Below are 22,304 nucleotides of genomic sequence, written 5' to 3' on the forward strand. Positions count from 1 at the left end.
AAGTGGAGGCACCCGCTGATGCGCGCACTATTCATCACTTGGCCATGGAGTTCTCATTTCTATCCGATGGCACCGCTGGGCTGGGCACTGCGCGCCGCGGGTCATGAGGTGATGGTGGCCAGTCAGCCGTCATTCGCGCCCACGATCACCGGAGCCGGGCTGCCTGCGTTGCCCGTAGGTCCGGACCTCGACATCGTCGATCAGCTGTCGGGAATGTACCGTGACTGGCGTCCGGAAAATGACCGTGCCACCGTGGAGAACAGTCCACACAGGCGGAACGGCATCGTCTCGCTGTACCGGATCGCGGAGTCCGCCGAGGCAATGGCCGAGGAGGCAACGGAATTCGCTCGTCAGTGGCGGCCGGACTTCGTCGTCTTCGAGCCGATGGCCTTCCTGGGGCCGATTCTCGCCGATGCGCTCGGGGTTCCCTCGATGCGCCTGCTGTGGGCCACCGACTCGGCCGCGAAAATCGCCCGCATCGAGGATGAGATGTTGGGCGGGCTCGCCCAACGGGTCGGCGCGGACCGCGTGAACCTGCTCGGCGACCTGACGCTGGACCCGTGCCCACCACGGCTACGTCGGGTCCACCCCAAGGTGAACAGCACGCCCATGCGGTACATCCCCTACAACGGCCCAGCTGAGCTGCCGCTGTGGTTGCGCACCCCGCCCAGTCGGCCGCGGATCGTCGTCAGCTGGGGCGGGTCGTTGTACAAGTTCGGCTGGAACGACGGCATTCTCGCGCCTCGCGTCGTGCGTGCCCTCGCGGACCAGGACGTGGAGGTCGTGGTCGCGGTGCACGAGCAGTACCGCGACATGTTCACCGACCTGCCCGCGAACGTCGTGCATGTCGGCCCGGTCGCGTTGCACCTGCTGCTGCCGAGCTGCGCGGCCATCGTGCACCAGGGCGGCGCAGGCACCACGATGTCGGCCATGAGCTGCGGTACCCCGCAGTTCGTCGTGCCCTGGTGGCCCGATGCCATCGTCAATGCCAGGCAGGTCGAAACGACCGGCAGCGGACATCACCTGTGGCCGGTCGGCCTTGAGGACGCCACCCTCAAAGAGGCGCTCAGCCAGTTCGTCGCCGATCTGCCCGGCTACCAGAAGGCCGCCTCGCGGCTGCAGGACGAGCATCTTGCGCTGCCTTCGCCGGCCGAGGTCGTCGCCCGGATCGAGCGGGACTCGGCGGCAGGCACGGGCATGTGGGCGGGCCGGAATCCGGCGTTCGACTAATCCAGAGGGTGCAAGGGAGGTCAGATGAAGGCTCGTCCGCTGACTCTGCAGGGTGCGTTCGAAGTGATACCCGACCGGCATCGCGACAAGCGGGGTGTCTTCCTCGAATGGTTTCGCGCCGACTGGCTGCGTGAGGCCACGGGGCACGCGTTTGACGTCGCGCAGGTCAATCTGTCCGTCTCCCGGTTTGGTGCGATCCGTGGTCTGCACATGACCAGGACCCCACCGGGACAGGCCAAGTACGTCACCTGCATGAGCGGCGCGATCGTCGATGTCCTGGTGGACCTGAGGCTCGGCTCGCCGACATTCGGGCAGCACGAGACGGTGCGACTGGACTCGGTGGAACAGCACAGCGTGTATGTGCCCGAGGGTTTCGCGCACGGGTTCTGCGCTCTCACCGAGGACGCCACCGTCTCCTACCTGTGTTCCACCTCGTACGCTCCGGACATCGAGTACGTGCTGAACCCGTTGGATCCCGAACTCGGCATCACCTGGCCGGTCGCCGATCCGATCCCCTCAGACATCTCGACACAGGGCCGCGGGCTGCGCGACTGTCTGGATGAACGGCTGTTGCCGACCTATGACGCATGCCAGGCTCTTGCCAAGGCGGTCCCGGGGTGGCTGACATGACCGCGCCGGGGCCCTGCGCTCTCGTGCTGGGTGGTACCGGATACCTGGGTCATCGGCTGTGTGCGGAGCTGACCGCCGCAGGCTGGTCGGTGGTCGCCGTAGGGCGTCGATCAGTACCGGTAACCGCAGCTCGGTTGCTGGTGACCGATCTGGCCAGTGCGAACATTTCTGACGTGCTGGCCGAGGCACAGCCGAGTCTGGTGGTCAACGCCGCCGGCGGGGTGTGGCAACTGAGCGACGAGGAGGTGATCGATTCGAATGCCGTGCTGGTCGACCGGCTGGTGGCCGCGCTCGCGAAGCATCCTCGACGGACACGTCTCATTCAGTTGGGTTCGGCCAAGGAGTACGGCAGCGGACCTGCCGGCATGGCGGTCGCCGAAGACGCCGTCGCACGCCCTGGGAGCGTCTACGGCAGAAGCAAGCTGGCGGCCACCCGAGCGGTGCTCGCGGCCACACGGCGAGGCGAGGTGGACGGTGTGGTCCTGCGCCTGCCTACCACCATCGGACCAGGCAGCCCGCAGGTAAGCCTGCTCGGAATGGTTTCGTCGGCGCTGGCGGCGGCGGTGCGGGAGAACCGACCCGCGGTGTTGAGGTTGTTCCGCCTGACGGCTCATCAAGACTTCCTGGCGGTGGATGATCTGGCCCGTGGGGTCCTGGCGGCGGCGCAGACCAGACAGGCGGTCGGCCGGATCATCAACCTCGGCTACGGGGAGGCGATCTCCGTGCGCTCACTGGTCGAGACGCTCGTGGCTGTCAGCGGTTGGCCGACGGAGATCCTCGACGATGCGCCGCCGTCGGGAACCGACCGGATGGAATGGCAGCGACTCGACATCTCGACGGCTGCCGAGTTGCTCGGCTGGACGCCTCGGCAACAGCTGCGCGACGCGCTCACCGAAGTGTGGGCCGCGGCGAATCCTCAGCGCGGCGCCGACTCCGCGGACTGCCGGCCAACGCATTCCGAGTAGTCGCCGTAGATAGGCCCTCGTCCCGCCGATGTCGAGCCGGGCATGCTGATCACCGCTGACCGTGTGGTCCCGGGCCGTGGTCAGGTCGTGGGTGCGGCACGGCGTCGCCCGTGGAAATCACAGTGGGCTCCGTCCGGGACTTCGACATGTCGCCAACGCCTCCCTGACCTGTGACTTGGCCTGTCAAGAGGCCGAATAGAAGGGCTCACTCAGCCGCTTCGGCTTTCAGTTGTTCGACGTAGTCGAGCACGATCCGCCGCGCCGGCATGACCAAGGCCCGCGCGACGAAACCGATCAGCACGAACATCACGATGCCGGCGCCGTTCGACAGCAGCAGTGAGAGATCGATCCGCGTGGCGGGAAAGACGTAGATCACCAGTATCCGTAGCACGGAGTCGACGACCATGATGGAGCCGACCGCGGTGGTCATGACGCGTTGTGCACGCCGGTAGTCGGGGCTCTCCTGCCACGCCATCTCGAAAGCCCTGGCCCGCACCGGATCTCCGAAGGTCGCCGCCGACCCGATGAAGGTCGCCGTCAGCGGACGGGCCGCCAGCAGTGTGCACAGACAGAACGCCCCGCCGATCAGCACGTACAACGGCTGGCGGCACGCCGCGATCCGCACGTCACCCGTGGTGAACGACAGCCCTAGCGTCGCAGCCAGTTCGAGCAGTACGAGTATCCCCATCGCATCGATTTTCCTGCGGCGAACAGTGCTGCCCAGCGCGATGAGGCCGACCACGATGCCGGGAATCGCCAGCGACCAGATCACACCGATGCCGAACGCACGCAGGCAGTAGTACCCCGCGATCGACACGATCAGTTCGAGGACGATCGTCATCAGACCGCCGACTTGTGGCCGAGGCTGCGTTGTGTTTGCCATGTGCCCTCCCAGTGCCGTTCTCTCGCGCCGGGCCGCTGTGACTGCCCGGCATCGAGATCGTTCCACTCGCGCCGGGAGCCGGACAGAGGCGGAACTACGGAGTTGTTCAGGAGTTTTCTCCTGTGCCGTGTTCCGGCGGAGCGCACCGCACCGGTCGACGGTGCGGCCGGTCGGCGACCCCGGATCAGGACGGTTCGTCCGTTTCGATCGGCAGTTCCATCGTCAGCCGGAATCCGCCGCCCTGCCGGACCCCCGCGGTCAGGTCGCCACCGAGTTCCCGCGCACGTTCTCGCAGGCCGATCAACCCGTGGCCACCTGAGCCGCCGGTCTCGACAGTCCGGCCGCCCAGGTCGTCGTTCACGACGTCGAGCCGGACCGATCGTCCGGTCGACTCGACAGTGATCGCGCATTCGCTGGCGTCGGCATGTCGGAGAATGTTCGTCACTGCTTCCCGCACGCCCCAAGCCAGCACCGAATCGACCTGGGTCGGCCATATGCGATCCGGCATGGTCACGACGACGCTGTTGAACAGGGGATCAAGACTCCGGTGTGCCTGTTCGATCTCGTCAGCCAACGACGTCGACCGGTAGCCGGTGATTGCCTGCTGCACTTCGATCATGGCGGTCCGCCCCACTTCGTGCACGTCCTTGGCGGCCGCCGCTGACGCTCCCGGATCCACGCCTGCCAGCCGTTCCGCCAGTTCCGCCTTCGCCATCATGGTGACCAGGCTGTGCCCGAGCAGATCGTGCAGATCTCTGGCGAATCGCAGCCGCTCGTTCTCGACCGCTGCTGTGGCGTATGCCTTTCTGCTGGCCCGGGACCGGGCGACCTCCAGGAGCAGACGGCCACGCAGGATGGCGATGGCACCGGACGCCACAACCAGTGCCGCCGCTGACGGCGGCGCACCCGAGAGCAGGCTCAGCAGCGTGACACCAGCTATGCCAAGGGCCGCGCCACGCGTGCGAACCAGCAGATTCGCGCACGCGATCGCCGTCAATACGGCGGCCGCCCACCACCCCGGTGCGAGCGCCCACTCCCCCCAGGCCGTCATTGCGGTCAACCCCGCGTAGCACGACAACCGCAGCGCGAGCGGATACTTGGGAGTGATCCACTGACTCAGGGCGAACAGCGCCGCGAAGAGGCCGAGGGCACCGGAATTGAGCAGCGCGAGCCCGGCCGGAAGGCCCATCGCCGCATAAGCGGGACCGATCAGCAAGGTGAGCAGGATGAAAAGTCCGCCAGGGTAAGGGTCATCGGCGGTAATCATCGGACCGTACCAGGGCCTTGGCCGTCCCGAGGGGATCACCACCTCAGGTTGCGGGTCCGGCAGGTTGCTCATGCCAACCTCCTAGCTGGGTCCGTCTGTTGGTATCGGTGGTCAATTCGGAGCCGAGCATGGCCCGTAGTACGGACACGGCAGCCGTAAGCCGTCATCTTCGTGGCGGGTTGGGCAGGGTCAGCTGCTGGAATGAGGACATCGACCGTGAGCACCGATGGAGTGTGACGGCGCGTCAACCGCGCCACATCGCCGTGTGCCTGGCGTCAGAGCATGCGTGACTACGACTGTGGCTACGACTGGGCGATGCCCGCCGTCGGCTCGGAGGGCCCCTGCCGGCGATGAGGCAGCGCACCCGGTGGGCGAGTCGGTGCTGCCGTGTCCCGCCCACCGGCGGCAGAGCGCGGCCCCGACCCCATGGCCGCTCAGCACGATCTCTTCGCCTGGCCCTCTCTGACCACCCGCTCACGCGCAATCAAGCACCTGAACACGGTGCGCAGCCGACATGCCGCTCAGCTGCGTCGGCGCAAGAGATTGATCAAGACGATGTAGGAAATCCCGGCCACCAGCACCATCCAGTAGTAGGGATCGCCGCTGCGGCCAGATGCGAGTTCGCCGATGAAGGCGCTCATGTTTCCCACAGTGAGGATCGCGCCCACGCCGGCCCAGGCACGCACGTTGATCGAATGGGAGCGTTCGTCCGGGTGATCGATGGCCTCGCGGTAGCTCTTGCTGCGGTGCGCCAGCACGAGCAATGTCAGGCTGCACACCGCCATGACCCCGAACACCACAAGTCCGATGCCGACATGGCCACCGACGGACGCGGTCACCAAGCAGATAAAACCGAAGCCGAGGAAGAATGCCGGTACGGACCACTTGGTCGGGGTCCTAGTCATGCGCTTTTCCCCCGTCGGCATAGAACATCTCCTCTACGTTGCGCTGAAAGAACCGGGCCAAGGACAAGGCAAGCGGCAAGGACGGCGTATACCGCTCGGCCTCGATGGAGTTGATCGTCTGCCGCGAAACTCTGACGGCCGCCGCGAGCTGCGCCTGAGAGAGTCCGCGTGCCAATCGCAGCTCCCTGACCTTATTCCTCACATGGAAAGTGTGCTTTCCTTCCCGTGGGACGTCAAGCTGACTTTCCACCCCGCCATGTGACATCCAGTGGTACGCGGAGAGCCGTGCGAGTGCCGGGGGTGCACCGCGGTCGTTCTCACGCGTGGCGCCGGTGGCTTCACCTCTGCTGGTCGCTCAAACAGGGCTGACACAACATCAAGTCGTCGACGTACAGCCTTTATTGGACGAAGCAAGCCCGACACCACAGGTCCGCCTTCACCCTGGCCGACCTGAGGAACGCCATGCTCGCCACGAGCGCGTCGTCGCTCAGCCGGCGGCCACCGTGCGGGTGGCTGTCGAGGGCTGCCCGGCGCAGGCCATCCGTCGTGAAGGCGAGCTTGCGGGCGAGCTCGAACGCGAGTCGAACGAAACCTGATCGCCACGGGATGGACTCGGCCCGGGCGACCCCGGCCCGCACGTACGCGTGAGGAGCGTGCGAAGCATGCATGTCCTGTCGCTGTCCGAGACCGGGCCGGACGGCGCGCCCCGCGGCGGTCCAAAGACGGCCGTGGGAGGCGTGGGCGCCAACACGGCGCTGCCCGATGCTGCCCTGCTCTCCTCCCGGCCGGCGCCGCGGGGCGCCGAGGGGGTGCAGTCTCGCTGCGTGGCAGCGAGACCGTATTCCGTGCCGATCGACTCACCGGGGCCTGCACCCGACAGGTGCTGTCCGGTCCTGAAAGGAAGAACTCGTGAAGTCGTTGACCGTCCTGCGCGGGCCCGCCGCGCGCACCGTTTATCCGCTGCTGCTCGACATGGCGGCGCCCGCGGTCAGTTTCTTCGTCCTGCACTTCGTCTTCGGGGCCGGGCCGGTGCTCGCACTGAGCGTCGGAGCGGCCGCGGCGGGACTACGTACCGTCGTCGGCTGCGTCCGTACGCGCCGGCTCAGCGCCTTCCCGCTGATGATGATGGTGACGCTGGTCGGCAGCCTCGTGCTGACCTTCGTCACCGGGGACGCCCGGCTGGTGCTGGCCAAGTCGGCCGTGGTGCCCGCGCTGGGCGGCGTCTACGGACTGGTCACGACGTACTTCGGACGCACCGTGATCAACGATGTGGTGACCCCGTTCATCACCAAGGGCGACCCGCGGCTGATCGCCGCCTGGGACGCCGCCTGGGCCGAGGACCCGGTGTTCGTCCGCCGGTTCCGGCTGCTCAACGTGCTCTGGGGCGTCGGCTTCGTGGTGGCGGCCGTGCTCCGCGTGGTGATCGTCTACACCACGCCGCTGAGCGTGGCGGTGGTGGTCTCCCCGCTGCCGACCCTGGCCGCACTGATCAGTCTCGCGTTGGTCAGTCGGGTGCTGGGCAGGCCGTTGCTGGCCACGATGCGGGCGCGGGCGGCCGCCACCGCGCGGGCCCGCCGGACCGGGCTGCTCAAGGCGGCGCCGGCCAGGGCGGAGGCCGCGGCCGGCGGCTGAGGGGCAGTCCGCCCGGCGTGGCTGACGGATACGCCGGCTGTGGCGGTTCCTCCGTCGGCACGGCCTGGACGCGGTGCGGGTCTTCCTGGCCGCCTGCGCGGGCTCCCTGCTGGTCGGGCCGTCAGCCTCGGGATTCCGTCAAGTGAGGGAAGAGCTGGGGAAGGGCGCCGAAGCGCGCCCTTCCCCAGGAGCCGTTGCGCGCAGGTCAGGCCAGCAGCGCCTTGCGGAGGCGGCCACGGTGCGCGTCGCCGACGCCCAGGCCCTTGGTGAGATAGCCGTCGAACGAGCCGAAGGACTTGTCGACCTGATCGAAGGCGGCGTCCAGGTACTCGGTCCAGGCGTAGGTGGCGCCGAAGGGGAGATTGCTCAGCAGGAACTCCTCGTTCACCTGGTCACGGTCGACTCCCAGGATCGTCATCAGCACGGCAGCGGCCCAACCTGTGCGGTAGGTACCGGAGTTGCAGTGCAGGTAGAACGGCTTGCCGTCGAGCGTCGCGATCTCGCGGACGGCGAGACCGAAGGATGCCTGCGCCCCCTTGTCCGTGACGTAGTCACGGAACTTGGCCAGCACGCCCGGGTCGGGCTTGGAGGTGTCGAAGCCGCCGGCGTGGCTGTTGCTGCCCCCGGGGTTCTCGACGGGTGCCGAAATGGTCCGCACTCCCTTGGGGAGCCGGTCGGGCTTGGACTTCTCCACCTCGTCGCGGCTGAGGAAGTTCACGTTCGCGGCCAGCTTGAGGGCGGAGAGCTGGGCGAGGCCGGTGTCGCTGACCTGGCCGAGCGTGCCGCCGCGGTAAAAGACGCGCGGCGCGATCGTGCCGCCGGCGGCCTTCCAGCCTCCGACGTCCCTGACGTTGAAGGCGCCGGCCACGTCGACGAAGCGATTGCGCGGATCGCCCGACGGGAAGTTGGCGGCGTGCGCGGCGGGAACGCGGCTCACGGCGATCCCGAGAACGGCCGCGCCGATACCGGCCAACGCCCCTCGGCGGCTGATGGGGCGGTTGGTGGGGAACGCGATGGTCTGAGCTGGCACTTGGATTCCTCGTGGGTTCGGTGGGCCCGCCGTCCGACGGGCCTCATCGGCGACGGCGGTGATCAGGGTGTTGGTGGGGCCGAGTGACCGGGTGGAGACGTCCTGGCAGCCCGCGTCGGACCGCCACTGCCGGCACTCGGCGGCGGTGTACTCCGAGCCGCCCTCGGTGACCAGCGGCATGGTGAGGCCGACCAGGGGTCACGCCCGGCCCCTCCGGCTCCTCGGTCCGTCGCGGAGGCGGTGCGCGCCGCGCCGGTGGCCGGGTTCCTGTGTGCCCCTGTCGGCCGTGATGGGCAGAGGCCGTGTGTGGATGCAGGTCCCCTTAGAGGACGGCGGCGCAGGCGTTGGCCGGCGCGGCCAGTAACGCCAAGGCGGTGCGCAGCGACGGAGGTTCCGCCCGCGCGGTCGGGGGACCTGCCAGCCGGCAGGCGAGTCGATGGGGGAGCGCGTTGACCCTGCGGTTGATCGGACGTCGCCGAACTGGGCGACCACCGACACCTCGGCCAGCAGCGGCGCGCCGGCGAAATGGCGGCCCTGCGTCCCGGGGTTCGTTACGGCCAGGGCGACGTCGCCGGCCACGCTGCACAGCATGAGGGGCGGCATGATCTTGTCGAAGTGCCGCGCCCACCAGCTGGTGCACCGGCACATGGCCCGCGGGGGGCATGGCGAGGAACGCCGGGACGGCGCCGAGCGCGACCGCGAACAGCACTCCGGCCACGACGCCGCAGCAGACCAGGTCGGTGATGCTGATCGGAGGTGTCATGGCAGCAGCATCGGGGCGCGCGTTAGAGGCGGGTTCGAGATCCGCTGGCGGATCGCCCGGCCGACCCGGCTCGATCGTTGCTCCAAAGGCGTTGCCGACGCTGCTCGCCCATCGGCAGCCGGAGATGCGCCTTGACAGGCCAGTCAAAGCGTATGAGCGCTGGTTGCAGCGAATCCCGTGGGTGTATTCCGCTTCCGCGGGGAGCAACCGCCATCGCGTGACGACGATCGGTATCGCATTGCAACGCTGCGTAACTACCGCAGTCTGATGCCACTGGCTCATGATGCTCGTAAGCCGTTGTTCGACCTGAAGGCCGCGGACGGAGCGGGGGGCTCCCGAAGACGCCCGCGTGCGGGCCAAGATGCAGGCCGTCGGCATCGACAAGGCGCTGTGCGACGTCGCGTTCAAGGCCGGCGATCGCGATGAGGTATCGCTCGAGTCTCTGGAGGACGCAGTGCGTCGCTGTCGGCGCTGTCCACAGCCCCCTGTATCGCAACCGGTCCTACACCTCGGCCGAGTGTGGTCGGCTCTTCGCGCGGCTGCCCCCGTCGTGCCGCGCGGAGCCCGAACGTGCTGGTGAGGCCATGGCTACTGTCGGCGTCGGCTGAAGCAGGGTTCGGCCGTCGTCGGGAGCTCGTCGGACCAAGGCGACGTCTTGCGGGACGCCGCCGCACCGGCCGCCGTCACCCGCGGCTCGGGGCGCCCGCGCGGAAGATCAGTGCGGCGGCTGCGAGCCCGGCGACCAGCAGCACCCCGCCCGCGTGCGGCAGCCCGCCCAGGGTGCCCAGCACGGCGACCCCGAGTGCCGCACCGGCCTGCCGGATGCCGTTGAGGGCGCCCTGTGCGGTGGCGGTCAGCTCCGGCGGTGCGGCGACGGCCACCGCGGCGGCGGCGCCGGGGATGGACAGGGTGCCCGCGGCGGCCAGCGCCAGTTCGGCCGCCAGGAGCAGGGGCAGCGGCGGCCGGCCGCCGGCGAGCAGCAGCAGCGCCCCGGCCAGCGCGGTGGCCGTCATCCCGGCCAGCAGCACCGGGCGGGCGCCGTGCCGGGCGACCAGCCGCCCGGTGAAGAACGGCATCACGCACACCGGGAAGGTGAGCGGCAGCGACGCCAGCCCGGCGTCGAGCGGCGCGAGCGCGTAGGTGCGCTGCAGCCACAGGGCGAGCAGGTACATCCCGCCGAAGTAGGCGAAGCAGGACACCGCGGCGGCCAGCAGGGCGGCCCGGACCCGGGGGAGGGCGAGCAGCGCCGGCGCCAGTACGGGCGCCGCGGCCCGGCGCTCCACGGCGGCCAGCGCGGCGAGGGCGAGCACCGCGGCCGCGACCGGCGCCCAGGCGGACGGCGCGGACCAGCCCTCGATGCCGGCCTCGACCAGGCCGAAGGTGAGGGCGCCGAGCGCGCCGGTGGACAGCAGCAGCCCGGCCCGGTCCAGGGCGCGCGGCGTGCCGCCGGTGGCGCGGGCAGGCGGCGCCGGGAGCCGGCGGGCGAGCAGCAGCGCGGCCAGCGCGATCGGCGGGTTCACCAGGAACACCAGCCGCCAGCCGCCGAGTTCGACCAGAGCGCCGCCCAGCACCGGGCCGGCCGCCGCGCCCAGCCCGCTCAGCGCGGCCCAGGCGCCGATCGCCCGGGTGCGCCGCGCGGGGTCGGGATAGAGGGCGATGAGCAGCGCCAACGAGGCAGGCACCAGGCCGGCGCCGGCCGCCCCCAGCAGCGCCCGCCCGGCGATCAGCGGGCCGGCGGCGGGCGCCGCGGCGCAGAGCACGGACAGCACCGCGAAGCCGGCCAGCGACCAGGTGTACATCCGGCGGGCGCCCCACCGGTCGGCGAACACCCCGGCGGCGAGCAGCAGTCCGGCGAAGACCACGGTGTAGGCGTCGACCGCCCAGGGCAGCGCGGCGGCGGCCGGGTGCAGGGAACGCCGCAGGTCGGGCAGGGCGACGTTGAGGATGGTGGTGTCGAGGAGGACGAGCAGATTGCCGGCGGCGATCCCGGCGAACGCGAGCCGGGACCGGGCGGGTGCCGGCGAGGTGGCGCCGGCGGCCGGCGCGACGGTGTCGGTGGTCATGGCGGCACGGTCGCCCGGAAGCGGCCCCGTCGGCGACGCCGCACTTCCGATATCCCCATCGGAAACTCCGATGCCCGGTGGCATCCTTGGCGCGTGGACTCCCGCTATCTTCGCGCCTTCGTCGCCGTCGCCGACCACGGCGGAATCTCCGCCGCCGCCCAGGAGTTGGGCTATGCCCAGTCCAGCGTGAGCGCCCAGCTCAAGCGGCTGGAGGCGGAGCTGGACGCGGCGGTCCTGGTGCGCGCCGGCACCGGCGCCACCCTCACCGACGCCGGCCGCCGGCTGCTGCCGCACGCCCGCGAGGCCCTGGAGCTGGAGGAGCGGATGCGGCGGGCCGCCCGCGGCGACCGCCCCCGGCTGCGGATCGGCGCCCAGGAGTCGCTGGCGCACGGCTGGATGCCGGAGGTGCTGGCGGCCCTGGAGTACGGCGCGGCCGGGCCCGGCACCGGCGCCGACGTCGAGCTGACGGTCGGCAACCGCGCCCTCGTGCAACGGGCCTTCGGCGAGGGCGAGTTGGATGTGGCGTTCCAGTACGACAACGGGGGGCGGACACTCGGCCCGCACACCGTCGTCGGCCGGGACCGCACGGTCCTGGTGGTGGGCCCGGGCCACCCGCTGGCCAAAGAGGAGCGGGTGACGCCGGATCGGCTCCTGGATTGCGTGTTCCTGGTCGCCGAACGGGGCTGCACCTCCGAAATGCTGGTGGACCGGCTGGGCCGGGACCTCCTCGCCGGAGCGCACACGGCGCAGGTCACCGGCTCGCTCTCCGCGCTGCTCCGGCTGACCGCGCACGGCCACGGCGTCACGCTGCTGCCGTGGCTGGCGGTCGCCCGGGAGCTGGAGCAGGGCGACCTCGTCACCCTCCGGCTCGCCGAGCCGATCCGCCCGGTCAGCATCGTCGCCCAGTGGCGCCCCCGTCTCGGCCTCGCCGAACGGTCCCTGCACGCCCTCCTCGACCTGGCCCGGCGCGCCGACCCGCTGGCCGGGGAGGAGACCCGGGCCGAGGTGTCCTGACCGGCCCCCGGGGCGTCCACGGCGCTCCCGGCCGTCCACGGCCCCTCGGGGCCCCGTACGGGCGGGGCCGCGCCCCGGTGCGGTGCGCGGCCCGTCGGCGGTACGTCAGCGGGATCAGGCGCTGTTGCCGCCGCTGCGCCGCTTGTCGGAGTCGGCCTCGGCCTCGGCCTGCTTGGCCTGGACCTCGGGGTCGAGCGGGGTGCCCTGGCTGCCGTCGACGGCGCTCAGGTGGCCGCGGTCGCCGACCTCGGTGGGCGCCGGCGGCTCGACCAGCCAGTCCGGGTTGGCCTGCTTGTCCCACCACTTCCAGGCGGCGACCGCGCCGGCCACCACGACGCCCAGCAGCGCCAGCCGGCGGGCGGCCTTGCCGCACGCCGCCCGGCGGCACTGCTTCCGGTGCAGCTTCTCGATCTCCTCGGCCGTCACCTGCCCGCGCAGCACCGCCAGCGCCGCACTGCCCCGGGCCAGCGCCTCCTCGCGTACCGGCTCGGCCGCCGCCCGGGCGCTGACCACGGCGTTCTCCAGTCGCGGGGCGGTGTAGTCGGCGGCCTGCCGGGCGGCCTTGCGGGTGCGGCGGGCGGCCCGGGTCGCCACCGCGTCCACCTTGGGCGGCAGTGCGCCGCGGGCGTGCTCGATCCGCGGGTGCAGACGGGCGTCGTACTGGGCACGGGCCTGGTGGGCCGCCTCGGCGACCTTGGGGGCCAGCCGGGCACACGCCTCGTGGGAGTAGTGGACAGCGGTGTCCTTGGCCGTACCGGCGTAGGGAGCCACCACCTCCGCTGCGTGCCGCACGCCGTCCTTGGCGGAATGGGTCGCGGCGCGCACGCTGTCCTTGCGGGTCACGGGGATCCTCCTCCTCGGTGGGGTCCGGGTCTGGGGGCTGCTCCCCCACCTCTGCTGTGTCGCCTGTCCACCCGAATGACGAGCATGCCCGCTCCCTGCCCGCACGGCACCTGCGAGCGGGCATCCGGGGCATCGGGGACTTTCCGGAGCCTTGTGACGACCATGCCACGGGGTGCCGCGGCATGCGCGGGAAATCAGTACGAACCGCAAGAAGAGGTGGCGGCCCGACACCCGGTGGCCGCTTCATGCGAGGATCGGGGATCGTCAGTGAAGACTTATGGAAGGTAGATCGTGGCTGAGCAGCTCTACGCCACCCTGAAGACCAACCAGGGCGACATCGAACTCCGGCTTCTGCCGAACCACGCCCCCAAGACGGTCAAGAACTTCGTCGAGCTTGCCAAGGGCGAGCGGCAGTGGACCGACCCGAAGACCGGCCAGCCGACGCAGGCACCCCTCTACGACGGCACCGTCTTCCACCGCGTGATCAGCGGTTTCATGCTGCAGGGCGGTGACCCGCTGGGCAACGGCACCGGCGGCCCCGGCTACCAGTTCGCCGACGAGTTCCACCCCGACCTGGCGTTCAACAAGCCGTACCTGCTGGCCATGGCCAACGCCGGCCCGGGCACCAACGGCTCGCAGTTCTTCATCACCGTCTCCCCGACGGCCTGGCTGACCGGCAAGCACACCATCTTCGGTGAGGTCACCAACGAGGCCAGCAAGAAGGTCGTGGACGCCATCGCGGAGACCCAGACCAACCCGCGCACCGACCGTCCGGTCCAGGACGTCGTCATCGAGTCCGTGGTGATCGAGACCCGCTGACCCGGGTCGCGTTCCCCGGCCCGCTCCGGGGAACCATCGCGCCCCGTCCGGTCGTAGATGATAGAGAGACGGGGCGCGAAGCTCGTTGTGGGGCGGTGGCCGGGCGACGGGAGGGCGGGGCGCGAAGCTCGTCGTAGGGACTTTTAGGGGACCGATGGACCAGCCAGGCAGCCCGCAGGAGCCGCAGCAGGCGCACGGCCACGACGGCCTGCCCACCTGCCGGAACCACCCGGACCGCCCCACCGGCGTCCGCTGCACCCGCTGCGACCGGCCGATCTGCCCGGAGTGCATGATCAGCGCCTCGGTCGGCTTCCAGTGCCCGGACTGCGTCCGCACCGGCGGCGGCAGCGGCCCGGCCCCGCAGGCCGGCGCGCCGCGCACGACAGCGGGCGGCACGCTCACCGCCGACCCCCGGCTGATCACCAAGATCCTGCTGGGCCTCAACGTCGCCGTCTTCATCGCGGTCCTGGCGACCGGCGGCGACGCGAGCCCGTTGCCCGGCCGGTTCGACATGATCAGTCTGGCCGTCGACCCCGCCCGCTACCAGCTCGTCGGGGTCGCCCACGGCGAGTGGTACCGCCTGCTGACCGCGGTCTTCCTGCACCAGCAGATCGCGCACATCGGCTTCAACCTGCTCTCGCTGTGGTGGCTGGGCCCGCCGATGGAGGCGGCGCTCGGCCGGCTCCGCTTCACCGTGCTCTATCTGCTCGCCGGTCTGGGCGGCAGTGCCCTGACCTACCTGCTCGCGGCGCAGAACCAGCCCTCGCTCGGCGCGTCCGGCGCGATCTTCGGGCTGATGGGCGCCACGGCGGTGCTGATGCGCCGGCTGCGCTACGACATGAAGCCGGTGCTGATCCTGCTCGGCCTCAACCTGGCCTTCACGTTCCTGTGGCCGAACATCGCCTGGCAGGCGCACGTCGGCGGCCTGGTCGTGGGCGCCGCGGTGGCGTTCGGGATGGTGCACGCGCCGCGCGACCGCCGGACGCTGGTGCACGTCGGGACGTGCGTGGTGGTCCTGTTGGCGATCGTCGCGACGGTGTGGGTACGGACCCTTCAGCTGACCGGCTGAGGCGCTCGGCGCGCGCGTTGTCCACAGTCCGTGAAGGATCTTGTGCATGCTGTGCGGACGTCCGCCCCGGCGCCTCGTAGAACGGCGTTTCCGCAGGAAGAGACGGGGGCGGAGGGCCTTTGCGGGAGGTGCCGCCAGTCACACCGGCGTCAACCTCCCGAAGGTTATCCACAGATCTTCTGAAGTTTTCCCCGGCTGTGGATAACTGTGTGGATGGCCTTGGGCAGGGCTTGTGCCGCCCTCGGGAGCGCGTCCCGCGCTACTTCCACTGTGTGGAGACGCCGAACCCGACCGCGATGAAGCCGAAGCCGCACACGATGTTCCAGTTGCCCATCGCCTTGATCGGCAGATCGCCCTCGGACACATAGAACAGCACGATCCACGCCAGCCCGATCACGAACATCGCCAGCATCAGCGGCGCGACCCAGCCACGACCCGAGTTCATCTTCAGGTTGGTGGACTTCGCCGGCGGCGGCGTGAAGTCGTCCTTCTTACGGATCCGTGACTTCGGCACGAGGAACTCTCCTGTCGATGTGCTGCTCCCCCGCTCTCCACGGCGAGCGGGCGGTCTCCCCCGCCGGGCGGGGCGCTACGGGGCGGGAGCCAGGGTACGGACACGAGGGGAACGGATTTCCTTCCCAGGCGTCCGTTAGCGTAGTGCTTCCGCGGCGTCGTAAGGAGTAAGGGTACGTTGAGCACTTCCGCCGGCTCCCCCGGGCGCCCTTCCCGCCTCCGGCTGCGGCCCGTCCGGCTCCTCACCCTCCTCGTCTTCGCCCTCGCCGGCCTGATGTTCTGGCTGAGCTTCGACACCGCCCGCGGCACCAACCTCCGCTCCGACGACTCGATGCTGCGCCTGTCCGACCTCATCCAGGAACGCAGCCACAAGAACGGCGTCCAGGACGAGCGGATGGCCGGCCTGCGCGCGGAGGTCGACGCCCTGGCCCGCCGCGACACCCGCCCCTCCGGCGCGGCGGAGGCCAGGCTCAAGGCACTGGAGCAGAACGCCGGCACCAAGCCGCTGTCCGGCCCCGGCCTGACGGTCACCCTCACCGACGCCCCGCCGAACGCCACCGCCAAGATCCCCGGCATCCCCGAACCCCAGCCCAACGACCTCGTCATCCACCAGCAGGACCTCCAGGCCGTGGTGAACGCCCTGTGGAACGGCGGCGCCAAGGGCATCAAGGTCATGGACCAGCGGCTGATCTCCACCAGCGCGGTCCGCTGCGTCGGCAACACCCTGATCCTCCAGGGCCAGGTCTACTCCCCGCCGTACAGGATCACCGCGGTCGGCGACCGGGACGCGCTCAACCGCGCGCTCACCGCCTCCCTCGCCATCCAGAACTACCTCCAGTACGTCAACGCCTACGGGCTCGGCTGGAAAGTCGACCAGCACGAGGCGGTGACTCTTCCCGGCTACTCCGGCACAGTGGATCTCCACTACGCACAGCCTGTGAAGCCGTAGCCCGCACCCGCGGGCCGGCGGGGAGGGGCGGCCCGATGACGGTGCGGTGGATCGTGCGGACGGCCAGCGAGATCTGCCTCACGGCCGGCACACTGATCGTCCTCTTCGTGGTCTACCTCCTCTACTGGACCGGCGTCCGGGCGGACAGCGCGATGGACGGCGAGATCGACCGCCTCCAGCACCAGTGGTCCACCGGTCCGGCCGCCGCGGCCGGCACCCCGGCCCCCGGCACCCCCGGCCCGGCACCCACCGCCCCGCCCCGCCGCTACGAGCCGGGCCGCTCGTTCGCCGTGATGTACATCCCCCGCCTCGGCCCGGACTGGGCCAAGCCCGTCCTGGAGGGCACCGGCACCGACGTCCTCCAGCGCGGCCTGGGCCACTACGACCGCACCGCCCGCCTCGGCGCGACCGGCAACTTCGCCGTGGCCGGCCACCGTCGCACCTACGGCGACCCCTTCAAGGACTTCCCCCGCCTGCGCCCCGGGGACGCCGTGGTCCTCACCGACGGCACGACGTGGTTCACCTACCGCATCGACAACCGGCCCTTCACCACGCTCCCCACCGACATCGGCGTGATCGACCCCGTACCGCGGGAATCCGGCTTCACCGGCCCCGGCCGCTATCTCACCCTGACCACCTGCGAACCGGAGTGGGGCCACAGCCACCGGCTGATCGCCTGGGCACACCTCGATTCCACCCAACCCGTCACACAAGGAAGGCCCTCGGCTTTGGCCGGCTGACCCACCTGCCCGCACCCTCTCCCTTTACTCTGGTGTCGCAATCGACATCGTCAACGGCATCGGCAAGGGGACAGCGACAGCATGTACGGCTGGATCTGGCGGCATCTGCCGGGCAACACGTGGGTGAAGGCGCTGATTTCCGTGGTGCTCGCGCTGGCGGTGGTCTTCGTGCTCTTCCAGTGGGTCTTTCCGTGGGCGGAGCCCCTGCTGCCCTTCAATGACGTCACTGTCGACCAAGGGATGGCAGCCACCCGATGACCGCACGGATTCTCGTCGTCGACAACTACGACAGCTTCGTCTTCAACCTCGTCCAGTACCTCTACCAGCTCGGTGCCAGCTGCGAGGTGCTGCGCAACGACGAGGTCGCCCCCCGCCACGCGCAGGACGGCTTCGACGGGGTGCTGCTCTCCCCGGGGCCCGGGACGCCCGAGCAGGCCGGGGTCTGTGTCGACATGGTCCGGCACTGCGCCGCCACCGGTGTCCCGGTGTTCGGCGTCTGCCTGGGCCTCCAGTCGATGGCGGTCGCCTACGGCGGGGTGGTGGACCGGGCCCCCGAACTGCTGCACGGCAAGACCTCGCCCGTCCTCCACGAAGGCGCCGGCGTCTTCGCCGGACTGCCCTCGCCGTTCACCGCCACCCGCTACCACTCCCTGGCCGTCGAACCGGACACCGTCCCCGAGGAACTGGCCGTCACCGCCTGGACGGAGGCCGACGACGCCCCCGGCGGCCGGATCATCATGGGCCTGCGGCACCGCGAACTCCCCGTCGAGGGCGTGCAGTTCCACCCCGAGTCGGTCCTGACGGAATGGGGACACCGGATGCTGGCCAACTGGCTGGTGGAGTGCGGCGACAAGGAGGCGGTGGAGCGTTCGGCGGGGCTTGCCCCGGTGGTCGGCAAGGCCGGCGCGTGACCGCGCTGCGCCCCGAGCGCGACGGACGGCCCCACGAGCCGTACGACGACCAGCCGTACGCTCCGCACGAGCCGTACGCGGCGGACACCCCGTACGAACGGTCCGACGCGCTGGAGACGGCGGTTCAGCGGCTCGACGACCCGCTGAACGACCCCCTGCCCGGCCGCGCCCCCGGGCACCACCCGGGCGCGGGCCCCTACCCGCAGGAAACGCCGACCGCCGGCACCGGCGGGGGAGTCACGGCCGAGGGCTCGCCGTGGTTCCGGCCCCGCCAGGACCCCTCGGCGTCCCCCCGCCCCGCGCCGCACACCGCGCCGCGGCGCCCGGCACGGCACCGCAAGCCCGGCCCCGGGGACGCGGTCCCCCCGCCCCGGCCCGCCCGCCCCCACGCCCCCGAAGCCGACGCCTACAGCCAGGTGAACGGCGGCCTCGGCCACGGCAGATACGCCCCGCCCGCCGAACGCATACCCGGCCCGCACGGCGTCCCGGAGGCCCTGACCGCGCCCCTCCCCACGATCCAGCCCCTGCTTCCGCCGCGGTCCGTTCGGCCCGCCCGGTCCGCGCCGGCCGAGACTCCGTCGCGGCCGGACAACGAGACCATGGCGCTGCGCCAGGCCGAACAGCACGGCGGGGGCACCGTTTCACGTGAAACCAGCGGCACCGTTTCACGTGAAACCGACGCCGCCACCGCCGTTTCACGTGAAACCACGGCGCTTCCGGCGACGGGCGGCCGCGCGGCCCGCCGCAAGGCCGCCCAGGCCGCCGCCAAACGCGGTGGCCGCCACGGCCGCCATGGCTCCCGCGCCGCCTCGGCCTTGGCTGCGCCGGCCGAGACGCCCAAGGCCCCCATGACCCGCGTCGAGGCCCGCCGGGCCCAGCGCGCCGCCAAGGACAGCCCCGGCCTGATCGCCAGCCGCGCGCTGGGCGAAGTGTTCATCACCCTCGGCGTGTTGATGCTGCTCTTCGTCACCTACCAACTGTGGTGGACCAACGTCATGGCCGACGAGGAGGCCGGCGGCGCCACCAAGAACCTCCAGCAGCAGTGGGACAAGGGCGGCGGCGAGAAGAAGAACCTCGCCGAGGGCGAGCGCTTCGGCATCATGTACATCCCCAAGCTGGATGTGAAGGCCCCGATCGCCGAAGGCATCGACAAGCACTCCGTCCTCGACCACGGCATGATCGGCCACTACGGCCCTGCCAGCGGCATCAAGACCGCAATGCCCTGGGACAAGACCGGCAACTTCGCCGTCGCCGCGCACCGCAACACCCACGGCGAGCCGTTCCGCTACATCAACCGCCTCACCAAGGGCGACAAGATCGTCGTGGAGACGCAGAGCGCCTACTACACCTACGAGATGGAGAGCGTCCTTCCGCAGACCTCGCCCAGCAACACCAGCGTGATCAACCCGGTGCCGCCCGGCTCGGGATTCACCAGGCCGGGGCGCTACATCACCCTGACCACCTGCACCCCCGAGTTCACCAGTACCTATCGGCTGATCGTCTGGGGCAAGATGGTCGACGAGCGGCCGCGGAGCAAGGGCAAACCGGAAGCGCTCGCCGGCTGAGCGGACGACTGAAGGGGAGCTACGCGGTGACTGCCAGCGGAATCGACGAGGAACTCGACCGGCCCGCGATGTCACCGGAGCCGCGCCGGGGGTGGCGCACCTTCGCCTCCGTCGTCAGCGTCATCGGTGAACTCCTCATCACCGCCGGCCTGATCATGGGCCTGTTCGTCGTCTACTCGCTGTGGTGGACCAACGTCCTCGCCGACCGCGAGTCGCACAAGCAGAGCGACCAGATCCGCAAGCACTGGGCGGCGACGCCACCGGGACCCAAGGGGCCGGGGGAGCTGGACACCAAGGACGGCATCGGCTTCCTGCACGTCCCGGCGATGAACAACGGCGAGGTGCTGGTCAAGAAGGGCACCGACAGCGACATCCTCAACGAGGGCGTGGCCGGCTACTACACCAAGCCCGTCAAGTCCGGTCTGCCGCAGGACCCGCAGGGCAACTTCGCCCTCGCCGCCCACCGTGACGGCCACGGCGCGAAGTTCCACAACATCGACAAGCTCAAGGCCGGCGACCCGATCGTCTTCGAGACCAAGGACACCTGGTACGTCTACAAGGTCTACGCGACGCTGCCGCAGACCTCGAAGTACAACGTGAAGGTTCTCGAAAAGATCCCGGCCGAATCCGGCAAGCACAAGGCCGGCCGCTACATCACCCTCACCACCTGCACCCCGGTCTTCACCTCGGAGTACCGCTACGTCGTCTGGGGCGAACTGGTCCGCACCCAGAAGGTCGACGCCGACCGTACGCCGCCCGTCGAACTCCGCTAGGCCAACCGTCAGGTCCTGGTTTTCCGTATCCAGCCCGCGCCGGTCCACGAGAACCTCCAGTGTGCCCTTTAAGCGCCGTCGGGACACCGCTGTAATGCAATGAGATTCGTGCTGCCTTGTAGGCCGGAGAGCTGCCGCACGCGGACGTGGCGGCGGCCCCCAGTGTGAGGCGATGGAGGCCGACGATCCGAGGGGCTCGCGAATTGGCTTAGACAGAGAACTCTCCACACCGGACAGCGGATACGAATGTCAACCAGCCGCCGGTGGAGAAAGCCAGCGCCGCACCGACGTCACAGCCTGGGCAACCTGGCCCCGTGCAGCATCGAAGATCGCGCCGCACTGGCCCGCACATGCCTGAATCGAATGCAGTACCAACCCAGCCTGCTCGACGGATTCATCGCCGAGGCCGAACTGATCCCAGCTTCGCCATCACGTCGCCCCGAACCGAAAGTCTCAGTAGCCCAGCTGGTCCAGTTGGCGCTTGGAGCAGGCGTCGATGCGGTATGCGAGTGGCTGCTGATCAAGCGCTCGTAGGCTGTTCTTGGTCAGCATCTATTCCCGATCACTCGCCTCCCGGACGCGGTCGCGGGCGACCGCGAGCACGGAGCGGGTCAGATCCCAGAATGCGGCTGGTCCGATGATCAGCGAGATGTGCGTCCCACCTGGCCGCCTTATCGCAGTGCGTGACATGGGGTCCCTCCGGCACACACATACGTACCAGTGGCTCGAGCGTGGTGCGCACGTCTTGTGCACGGTGTGCGCCGGTGGTGCGGTGGGACAGGCGGGACAAGAACGGGCCCGCGGTCGGGCGCTGTGGTCGGGTTCCCCTGGGGTGCCTTCGCGAGCAGATACTTCCGGGGCTCGCGTTTTCTCCGCACATCGGGGTTGCAGTTCCGCCGTTCTCGCTGCCCACTGGGTGGGGGCGTGCCGGCTCTCATTCGAATCTCGGAATACCGGCGGCGCCCATTCCCTGTGCCGGCCGCCCCTTCGGGGCATTAGTCCGAAATTTGAGGGAATTACAGTCAAATAGAAAATTTTACCAAAAATGGCTAGTGTGCGCGAGATGGAAAGCGTACCTGGCTTGAATGAGAGGGGCGGGATGGACATATTCGAGCATACGTGCGATCCTCGTTTGCAGTGTCGATGATCTCTCGTGGTTGAGATTTACGAGCTGGTCTTGGGCGTTCAAGTCATTCTTTGTTTCAGGGGATAGTAAAGGGGCTGTACTTGATGAAGTGGAAGGCTGCTCGAACTGGACTTGTAATAGCTTCAGTTGCGGCGCTTTCGATTCCGGTTCTGGCTTCGCCTGCTCAGGCTTCGGGCGACTGCGGAACGCCAATGCTCTGTCTGTATTCCGACGAGTATTATGGGCATTCGAAGGGGGAAACATCCTTTGGGCCGAATTCGTGGCACGGTGAATGCTACAACACCTCCCATCCGATCCGTTCTGCTCAGGTGAACGGGCTGATTGGCTATGAGGAACCCTGGCAGGCTTATTGGGTGGTGGTTTACAAGGGTAAGAATTGCACGGGTATGAGTTACCAGCTAAAGCCTGGTGATAACCTTCACAGCAAGTCTGCCGCGTGGTCACTTGCTTTGAAGCATAAGTGACATCAGGGATAGGCAGGCTCTTGGTCTTGGGCGTCGAGTTCAGAGCCTCTGCTAACTTGCTGATCCCCTTTTGGTTGCCTTGATCGGGGCGCTCTAAGAGCCTCGTAAGGTTGTCTTCGTCAAGAGATT

The 22,304-nt window shown here is 69.5% G+C and carries 22 protein-coding genes and 1 pseudogene; 15 read left to right on the forward strand and 8 right to left on the reverse strand.

Annotated elements, in window-relative coordinates; translation table 11 throughout:
• Nucleotides 1-66: 66 nt before the first annotated feature.
• The 3 genes from B073_RS0135055 to B073_RS42145 are packed head-to-tail and all read left to right on the forward strand — an operon-like array spanning nucleotide 67 to nucleotide 2,825.
• Entirely contained in the window at nucleotides 67-1,230 is a 1,164-nt protein-coding gene (locus B073_RS0135055; protein ID WP_018542737.1) for a nucleotide disphospho-sugar-binding domain-containing protein, read from the forward strand.
• A gap of 24 nt (nucleotides 1,231-1,254) precedes the next feature.
• Complete coding sequence (locus B073_RS0135060) at nucleotides 1,255-1,860, forward strand: dTDP-4-dehydrorhamnose 3,5-epimerase family protein (protein WP_018542738.1); 606 nt, start codon at nucleotides 1,255-1,257, stop codon at nucleotides 1,858-1,860.
• On the forward strand, nucleotides 1,857-2,825 hold the full coding sequence (locus B073_RS42145; protein ID WP_063740931.1) for an NAD-dependent epimerase/dehydratase family protein: 969 nt from the start codon (nucleotides 1,857-1,859) through the stop codon (nucleotides 2,823-2,825). The genes B073_RS0135060 and B073_RS42145 overlap by 4 nt, the downstream gene beginning before the upstream one ends.
• Nucleotides 2,826-3,030: 205 nt before the next feature.
• On the opposite strand, the gene B073_RS0135070 is transcribed toward B073_RS42145, so the two are convergent.
• From B073_RS0135070 to B073_RS0135085, 4 genes are all read right to left on the reverse strand, one after another.
• A complete protein-coding gene (locus B073_RS0135070; protein ID WP_018542740.1) occupies nucleotides 3,031-3,666 on the reverse strand; it encodes a VC0807 family protein in 636 nt (211 codons plus the stop codon).
• 226 nt (nucleotides 3,667-3,892) lie between these two features.
• Nucleotides 3,893-5,047 (reverse strand): sensor histidine kinase, encoded by a 1,155-nt coding sequence (locus B073_RS0135075; RefSeq protein WP_199788231.1) that lies wholly within the window; start codon nucleotides 5,045-5,047, stop codon nucleotides 3,893-3,895.
• Nucleotides 5,048-5,496: 449 nt separating this feature from the next.
• Nucleotides 5,497-5,901, reverse strand: a complete 405-nt coding sequence (locus B073_RS0135080; protein WP_026248022.1) for a hypothetical protein — start codon at nucleotides 5,899-5,901, stop codon at nucleotides 5,497-5,499.
• Nucleotides 5,873-6,145, reverse strand: coding sequence for a helix-turn-helix transcriptional regulator (locus tag B073_RS0135085; RefSeq protein ID WP_199788232.1), 273 nt, complete (start codon nucleotides 6,143-6,145; stop codon nucleotides 5,873-5,875). The genes B073_RS0135080 and B073_RS0135085 overlap by 29 nt, the downstream gene beginning before the upstream one ends.
• 644 nt (nucleotides 6,146-6,789) lie before the next feature.
• Here B073_RS0135085 and B073_RS0135095 point away from each other — a divergent pair.
• Nucleotides 6,790-7,512: a VC0807 family protein gene (locus B073_RS0135095; RefSeq protein ID WP_018542745.1), complete on the forward strand. Its 723-nt coding sequence runs from the start codon at nucleotides 6,790-6,792 to the stop codon at nucleotides 7,510-7,512.
• A gap of 205 nt (nucleotides 7,513-7,717) precedes the next feature.
• Here B073_RS0135095 and B073_RS0135100 read toward each other — a convergent pair whose 3' ends face one another.
• Together B073_RS0135100 and B073_RS0135105 are read right to left on the reverse strand one after the other, a co-directional pair.
• Nucleotides 7,718-8,722 carry a tyrosine-protein phosphatase gene (locus B073_RS0135100; protein ID WP_018542746.1) on the reverse strand — a complete coding sequence of 335 codons (1,005 nt, stop codon included), beginning with the start codon at nucleotides 8,720-8,722 and terminating at the stop codon, nucleotides 7,718-7,720.
• A 1,266-nt stretch (nucleotides 8,723-9,988) separates the two neighbouring features.
• Entirely contained in the window at nucleotides 9,989-11,368 is a 1,380-nt protein-coding gene (locus B073_RS0135105) for an MFS transporter (RefSeq protein WP_018542747.1), read from the reverse strand.
• 93 nt (nucleotides 11,369-11,461) lie between these two features.
• On the opposite strand from B073_RS0135105, the gene B073_RS0135110 reads away from it, so the two are divergent.
• Nucleotides 11,462-12,382, forward strand: coding sequence for a LysR family transcriptional regulator (locus B073_RS0135110; RefSeq protein ID WP_018542748.1), 921 nt, complete (start codon nucleotides 11,462-11,464; stop codon nucleotides 12,380-12,382).
• Between the two features lie 114 nt (nucleotides 12,383-12,496).
• On the opposite strand, the gene B073_RS0135115 is transcribed toward B073_RS0135110, so the two are convergent.
• Nucleotides 12,497-13,225 (reverse strand): DUF5324 family protein, encoded by a 729-nt coding sequence (locus B073_RS0135115; RefSeq protein WP_018542749.1) that lies wholly within the window; start codon nucleotides 13,223-13,225, stop codon nucleotides 12,497-12,499.
• A gap of 291 nt (nucleotides 13,226-13,516) precedes the next feature.
• On the opposite strand from B073_RS0135115, the gene B073_RS0135120 reads away from it, so the two are divergent.
• Entirely contained in the window at nucleotides 13,517-14,044 is a 528-nt protein-coding gene (locus B073_RS0135120) for a peptidylprolyl isomerase (protein ID WP_018542750.1), read from the forward strand.
• A gap of 154 nt (nucleotides 14,045-14,198) precedes the next feature.
• The gene (locus B073_RS0135125; RefSeq protein WP_018542751.1) at nucleotides 14,199-15,113 is read left to right on the forward strand and encodes a rhomboid family intramembrane serine protease; all 915 of its coding nucleotides are present in this window, start codon (nucleotides 14,199-14,201) and stop codon (nucleotides 15,111-15,113) included.
• 259 nt (nucleotides 15,114-15,372) lie between these two features.
• On the opposite strand, the gene crgA is transcribed toward B073_RS0135125, so the two are convergent.
• Nucleotides 15,373-15,627, reverse strand: a complete 255-nt coding sequence (gene crgA / locus B073_RS0135130; protein WP_018542752.1) for a cell division protein CrgA — start codon at nucleotides 15,625-15,627, stop codon at nucleotides 15,373-15,375.
• A 177-nt stretch (nucleotides 15,628-15,804) separates the two neighbouring features.
• On the opposite strand from crgA, the gene B073_RS0135135 reads away from it, so the two are divergent.
• The 8 genes and pseudogenes from B073_RS0135135 to B073_RS46930 all read left to right on the forward strand — a co-directional run bounded on the left by B073_RS0135135 (nucleotide 15,805) and on the right by B073_RS46930 (nucleotide 22,175).
• Complete coding sequence (locus B073_RS0135135) at nucleotides 15,805-16,575, forward strand: DUF881 domain-containing protein (protein ID WP_018542753.1); 771 nt, start codon at nucleotides 15,805-15,807, stop codon at nucleotides 16,573-16,575.
• 35 nt (nucleotides 16,576-16,610) lie between these two features.
• A complete protein-coding gene (locus tag B073_RS0135140; protein WP_018542754.1) occupies nucleotides 16,611-17,315 on the forward strand; it encodes a class E sortase in 705 nt (234 codons plus the stop codon).
• An 81-nt stretch (nucleotides 17,316-17,396) separates the two neighbouring features.
• Nucleotides 17,397-17,573 carry a hypothetical protein gene (locus B073_RS47375; protein ID WP_018542755.1) on the forward strand — a complete coding sequence of 59 codons (177 nt, stop codon included), beginning with the start codon at nucleotides 17,397-17,399 and terminating at the stop codon, nucleotides 17,571-17,573.
• Nucleotides 17,570-18,226 carry an aminodeoxychorismate/anthranilate synthase component II gene (locus B073_RS0135150; RefSeq protein WP_018542756.1) on the forward strand — a complete coding sequence of 219 codons (657 nt, stop codon included), beginning with the start codon at nucleotides 17,570-17,572 and terminating at the stop codon, nucleotides 18,224-18,226. The genes B073_RS47375 and B073_RS0135150 overlap by 4 nt, the downstream gene beginning before the upstream one ends.
• Nucleotides 18,223-19,791: a class E sortase gene (locus tag B073_RS0135155; RefSeq protein WP_018542757.1), complete on the forward strand. Its 1,569-nt coding sequence runs from the start codon at nucleotides 18,223-18,225 to the stop codon at nucleotides 19,789-19,791. Before B073_RS0135150 ends, B073_RS0135155 begins: the two co-directional genes overlap by 4 nt.
• A gap of 26 nt (nucleotides 19,792-19,817) precedes the next feature.
• Nucleotides 19,818-20,564 carry a class E sortase gene (locus B073_RS0135160; protein ID WP_018542758.1) on the forward strand — a complete coding sequence of 249 codons (747 nt, stop codon included), beginning with the start codon at nucleotides 19,818-19,820 and terminating at the stop codon, nucleotides 20,562-20,564.
• A gap of 288 nt (nucleotides 20,565-20,852) precedes the next feature.
• A pseudogene (locus B073_RS49475) lies at nucleotides 20,853-20,993 on the forward strand (IS630 family transposase); the annotation flags it as partial.
• An 801-nt stretch (nucleotides 20,994-21,794) separates the two neighbouring features.
• On the forward strand, nucleotides 21,795-22,175 hold the full coding sequence (locus tag B073_RS46930; protein WP_158690300.1) for a hypothetical protein: 381 nt from the start codon (nucleotides 21,795-21,797) through the stop codon (nucleotides 22,173-22,175).
• The last annotated feature ends 129 nt before the right edge of the window (nucleotides 22,176-22,304 follow it).

Source organism: Streptomyces sp. MspMP-M5, from assembly GCF_000373585.1.
Taxonomy (GTDB): domain Bacteria; phylum Actinomycetota; class Actinomycetes; order Streptomycetales; family Streptomycetaceae; genus Streptomyces.

What these genes read in the sequence shown, in the direction of transcription:
- B073_RS0135055 (WP_018542737.1), top strand. Translation starts at nt 67, where the DNA reads ATGGCACCGCTGGGCTGGGCACTGCGCGCCGCGGGTCATGAGGTGATG.
- B073_RS0135150 (WP_018542756.1), top strand. Translation starts at nt 17,570, where the DNA reads ATGACCGCACGGATTCTCGTCGTCGACAACTACGACAGCTTCGTCTTC.
- B073_RS0135080 (WP_026248022.1), bottom strand. Translation starts at nt 5,901, where the DNA reads ATGCCGACGGGGGAAAAGCGCATGACTAGGACCCCGACCAAGTGGTCC.
- B073_RS0135060 (WP_018542738.1), top strand. Translation starts at nt 1,255, where the DNA reads ATGAAGGCTCGTCCGCTGACTCTGCAGGGTGCGTTCGAAGTGATACCC.
- B073_RS0135140 (WP_018542754.1), top strand. Translation starts at nt 16,611, where the DNA reads ATGACGGTGCGGTGGATCGTGCGGACGGCCAGCGAGATCTGCCTCACG.
- B073_RS0135085 (WP_199788232.1), bottom strand. Translation starts at nt 6,145, where the DNA reads ATGTCACATGGCGGGGTGGAAAGTCAGCTTGACGTCCCACGGGAAGGA.
- B073_RS0135100 (WP_018542746.1), bottom strand. Translation starts at nt 8,722, where the DNA reads ATGCCGCTGGTCACCGAGGGCGGCTCGGAGTACACCGCCGCCGAGTGC.
- B073_RS0135105 (WP_018542747.1), bottom strand. Translation starts at nt 11,368, where the DNA reads ATGACCACCGACACCGTCGCGCCGGCCGCCGGCGCCACCTCGCCGGCA.
- B073_RS0135075 (WP_199788231.1), bottom strand. Translation starts at nt 5,047, where the DNA reads ATGAGCAACCTGCCGGACCCGCAACCTGAGGTGGTGATCCCCTCGGGA.
- B073_RS46930 (WP_158690300.1), top strand. Translation starts at nt 21,795, where the DNA reads ATGAAGTGGAAGGCTGCTCGAACTGGACTTGTAATAGCTTCAGTTGCG.
- B073_RS47375 (WP_018542755.1), top strand. Translation starts at nt 17,397, where the DNA reads ATGTACGGCTGGATCTGGCGGCATCTGCCGGGCAACACGTGGGTGAAG.
- B073_RS0135070 (WP_018542740.1), bottom strand. Translation starts at nt 3,666, where the DNA reads ATGACGATCGTCCTCGAACTGATCGTGTCGATCGCGGGGTACTACTGC.
- B073_RS0135125 (WP_018542751.1), top strand. Translation starts at nt 14,199, where the DNA reads ATGGACCAGCCAGGCAGCCCGCAGGAGCCGCAGCAGGCGCACGGCCAC.
- B073_RS42145 (WP_063740931.1), top strand. Translation starts at nt 1,857, where the DNA reads ATGACCGCGCCGGGGCCCTGCGCTCTCGTGCTGGGTGGTACCGGATAC.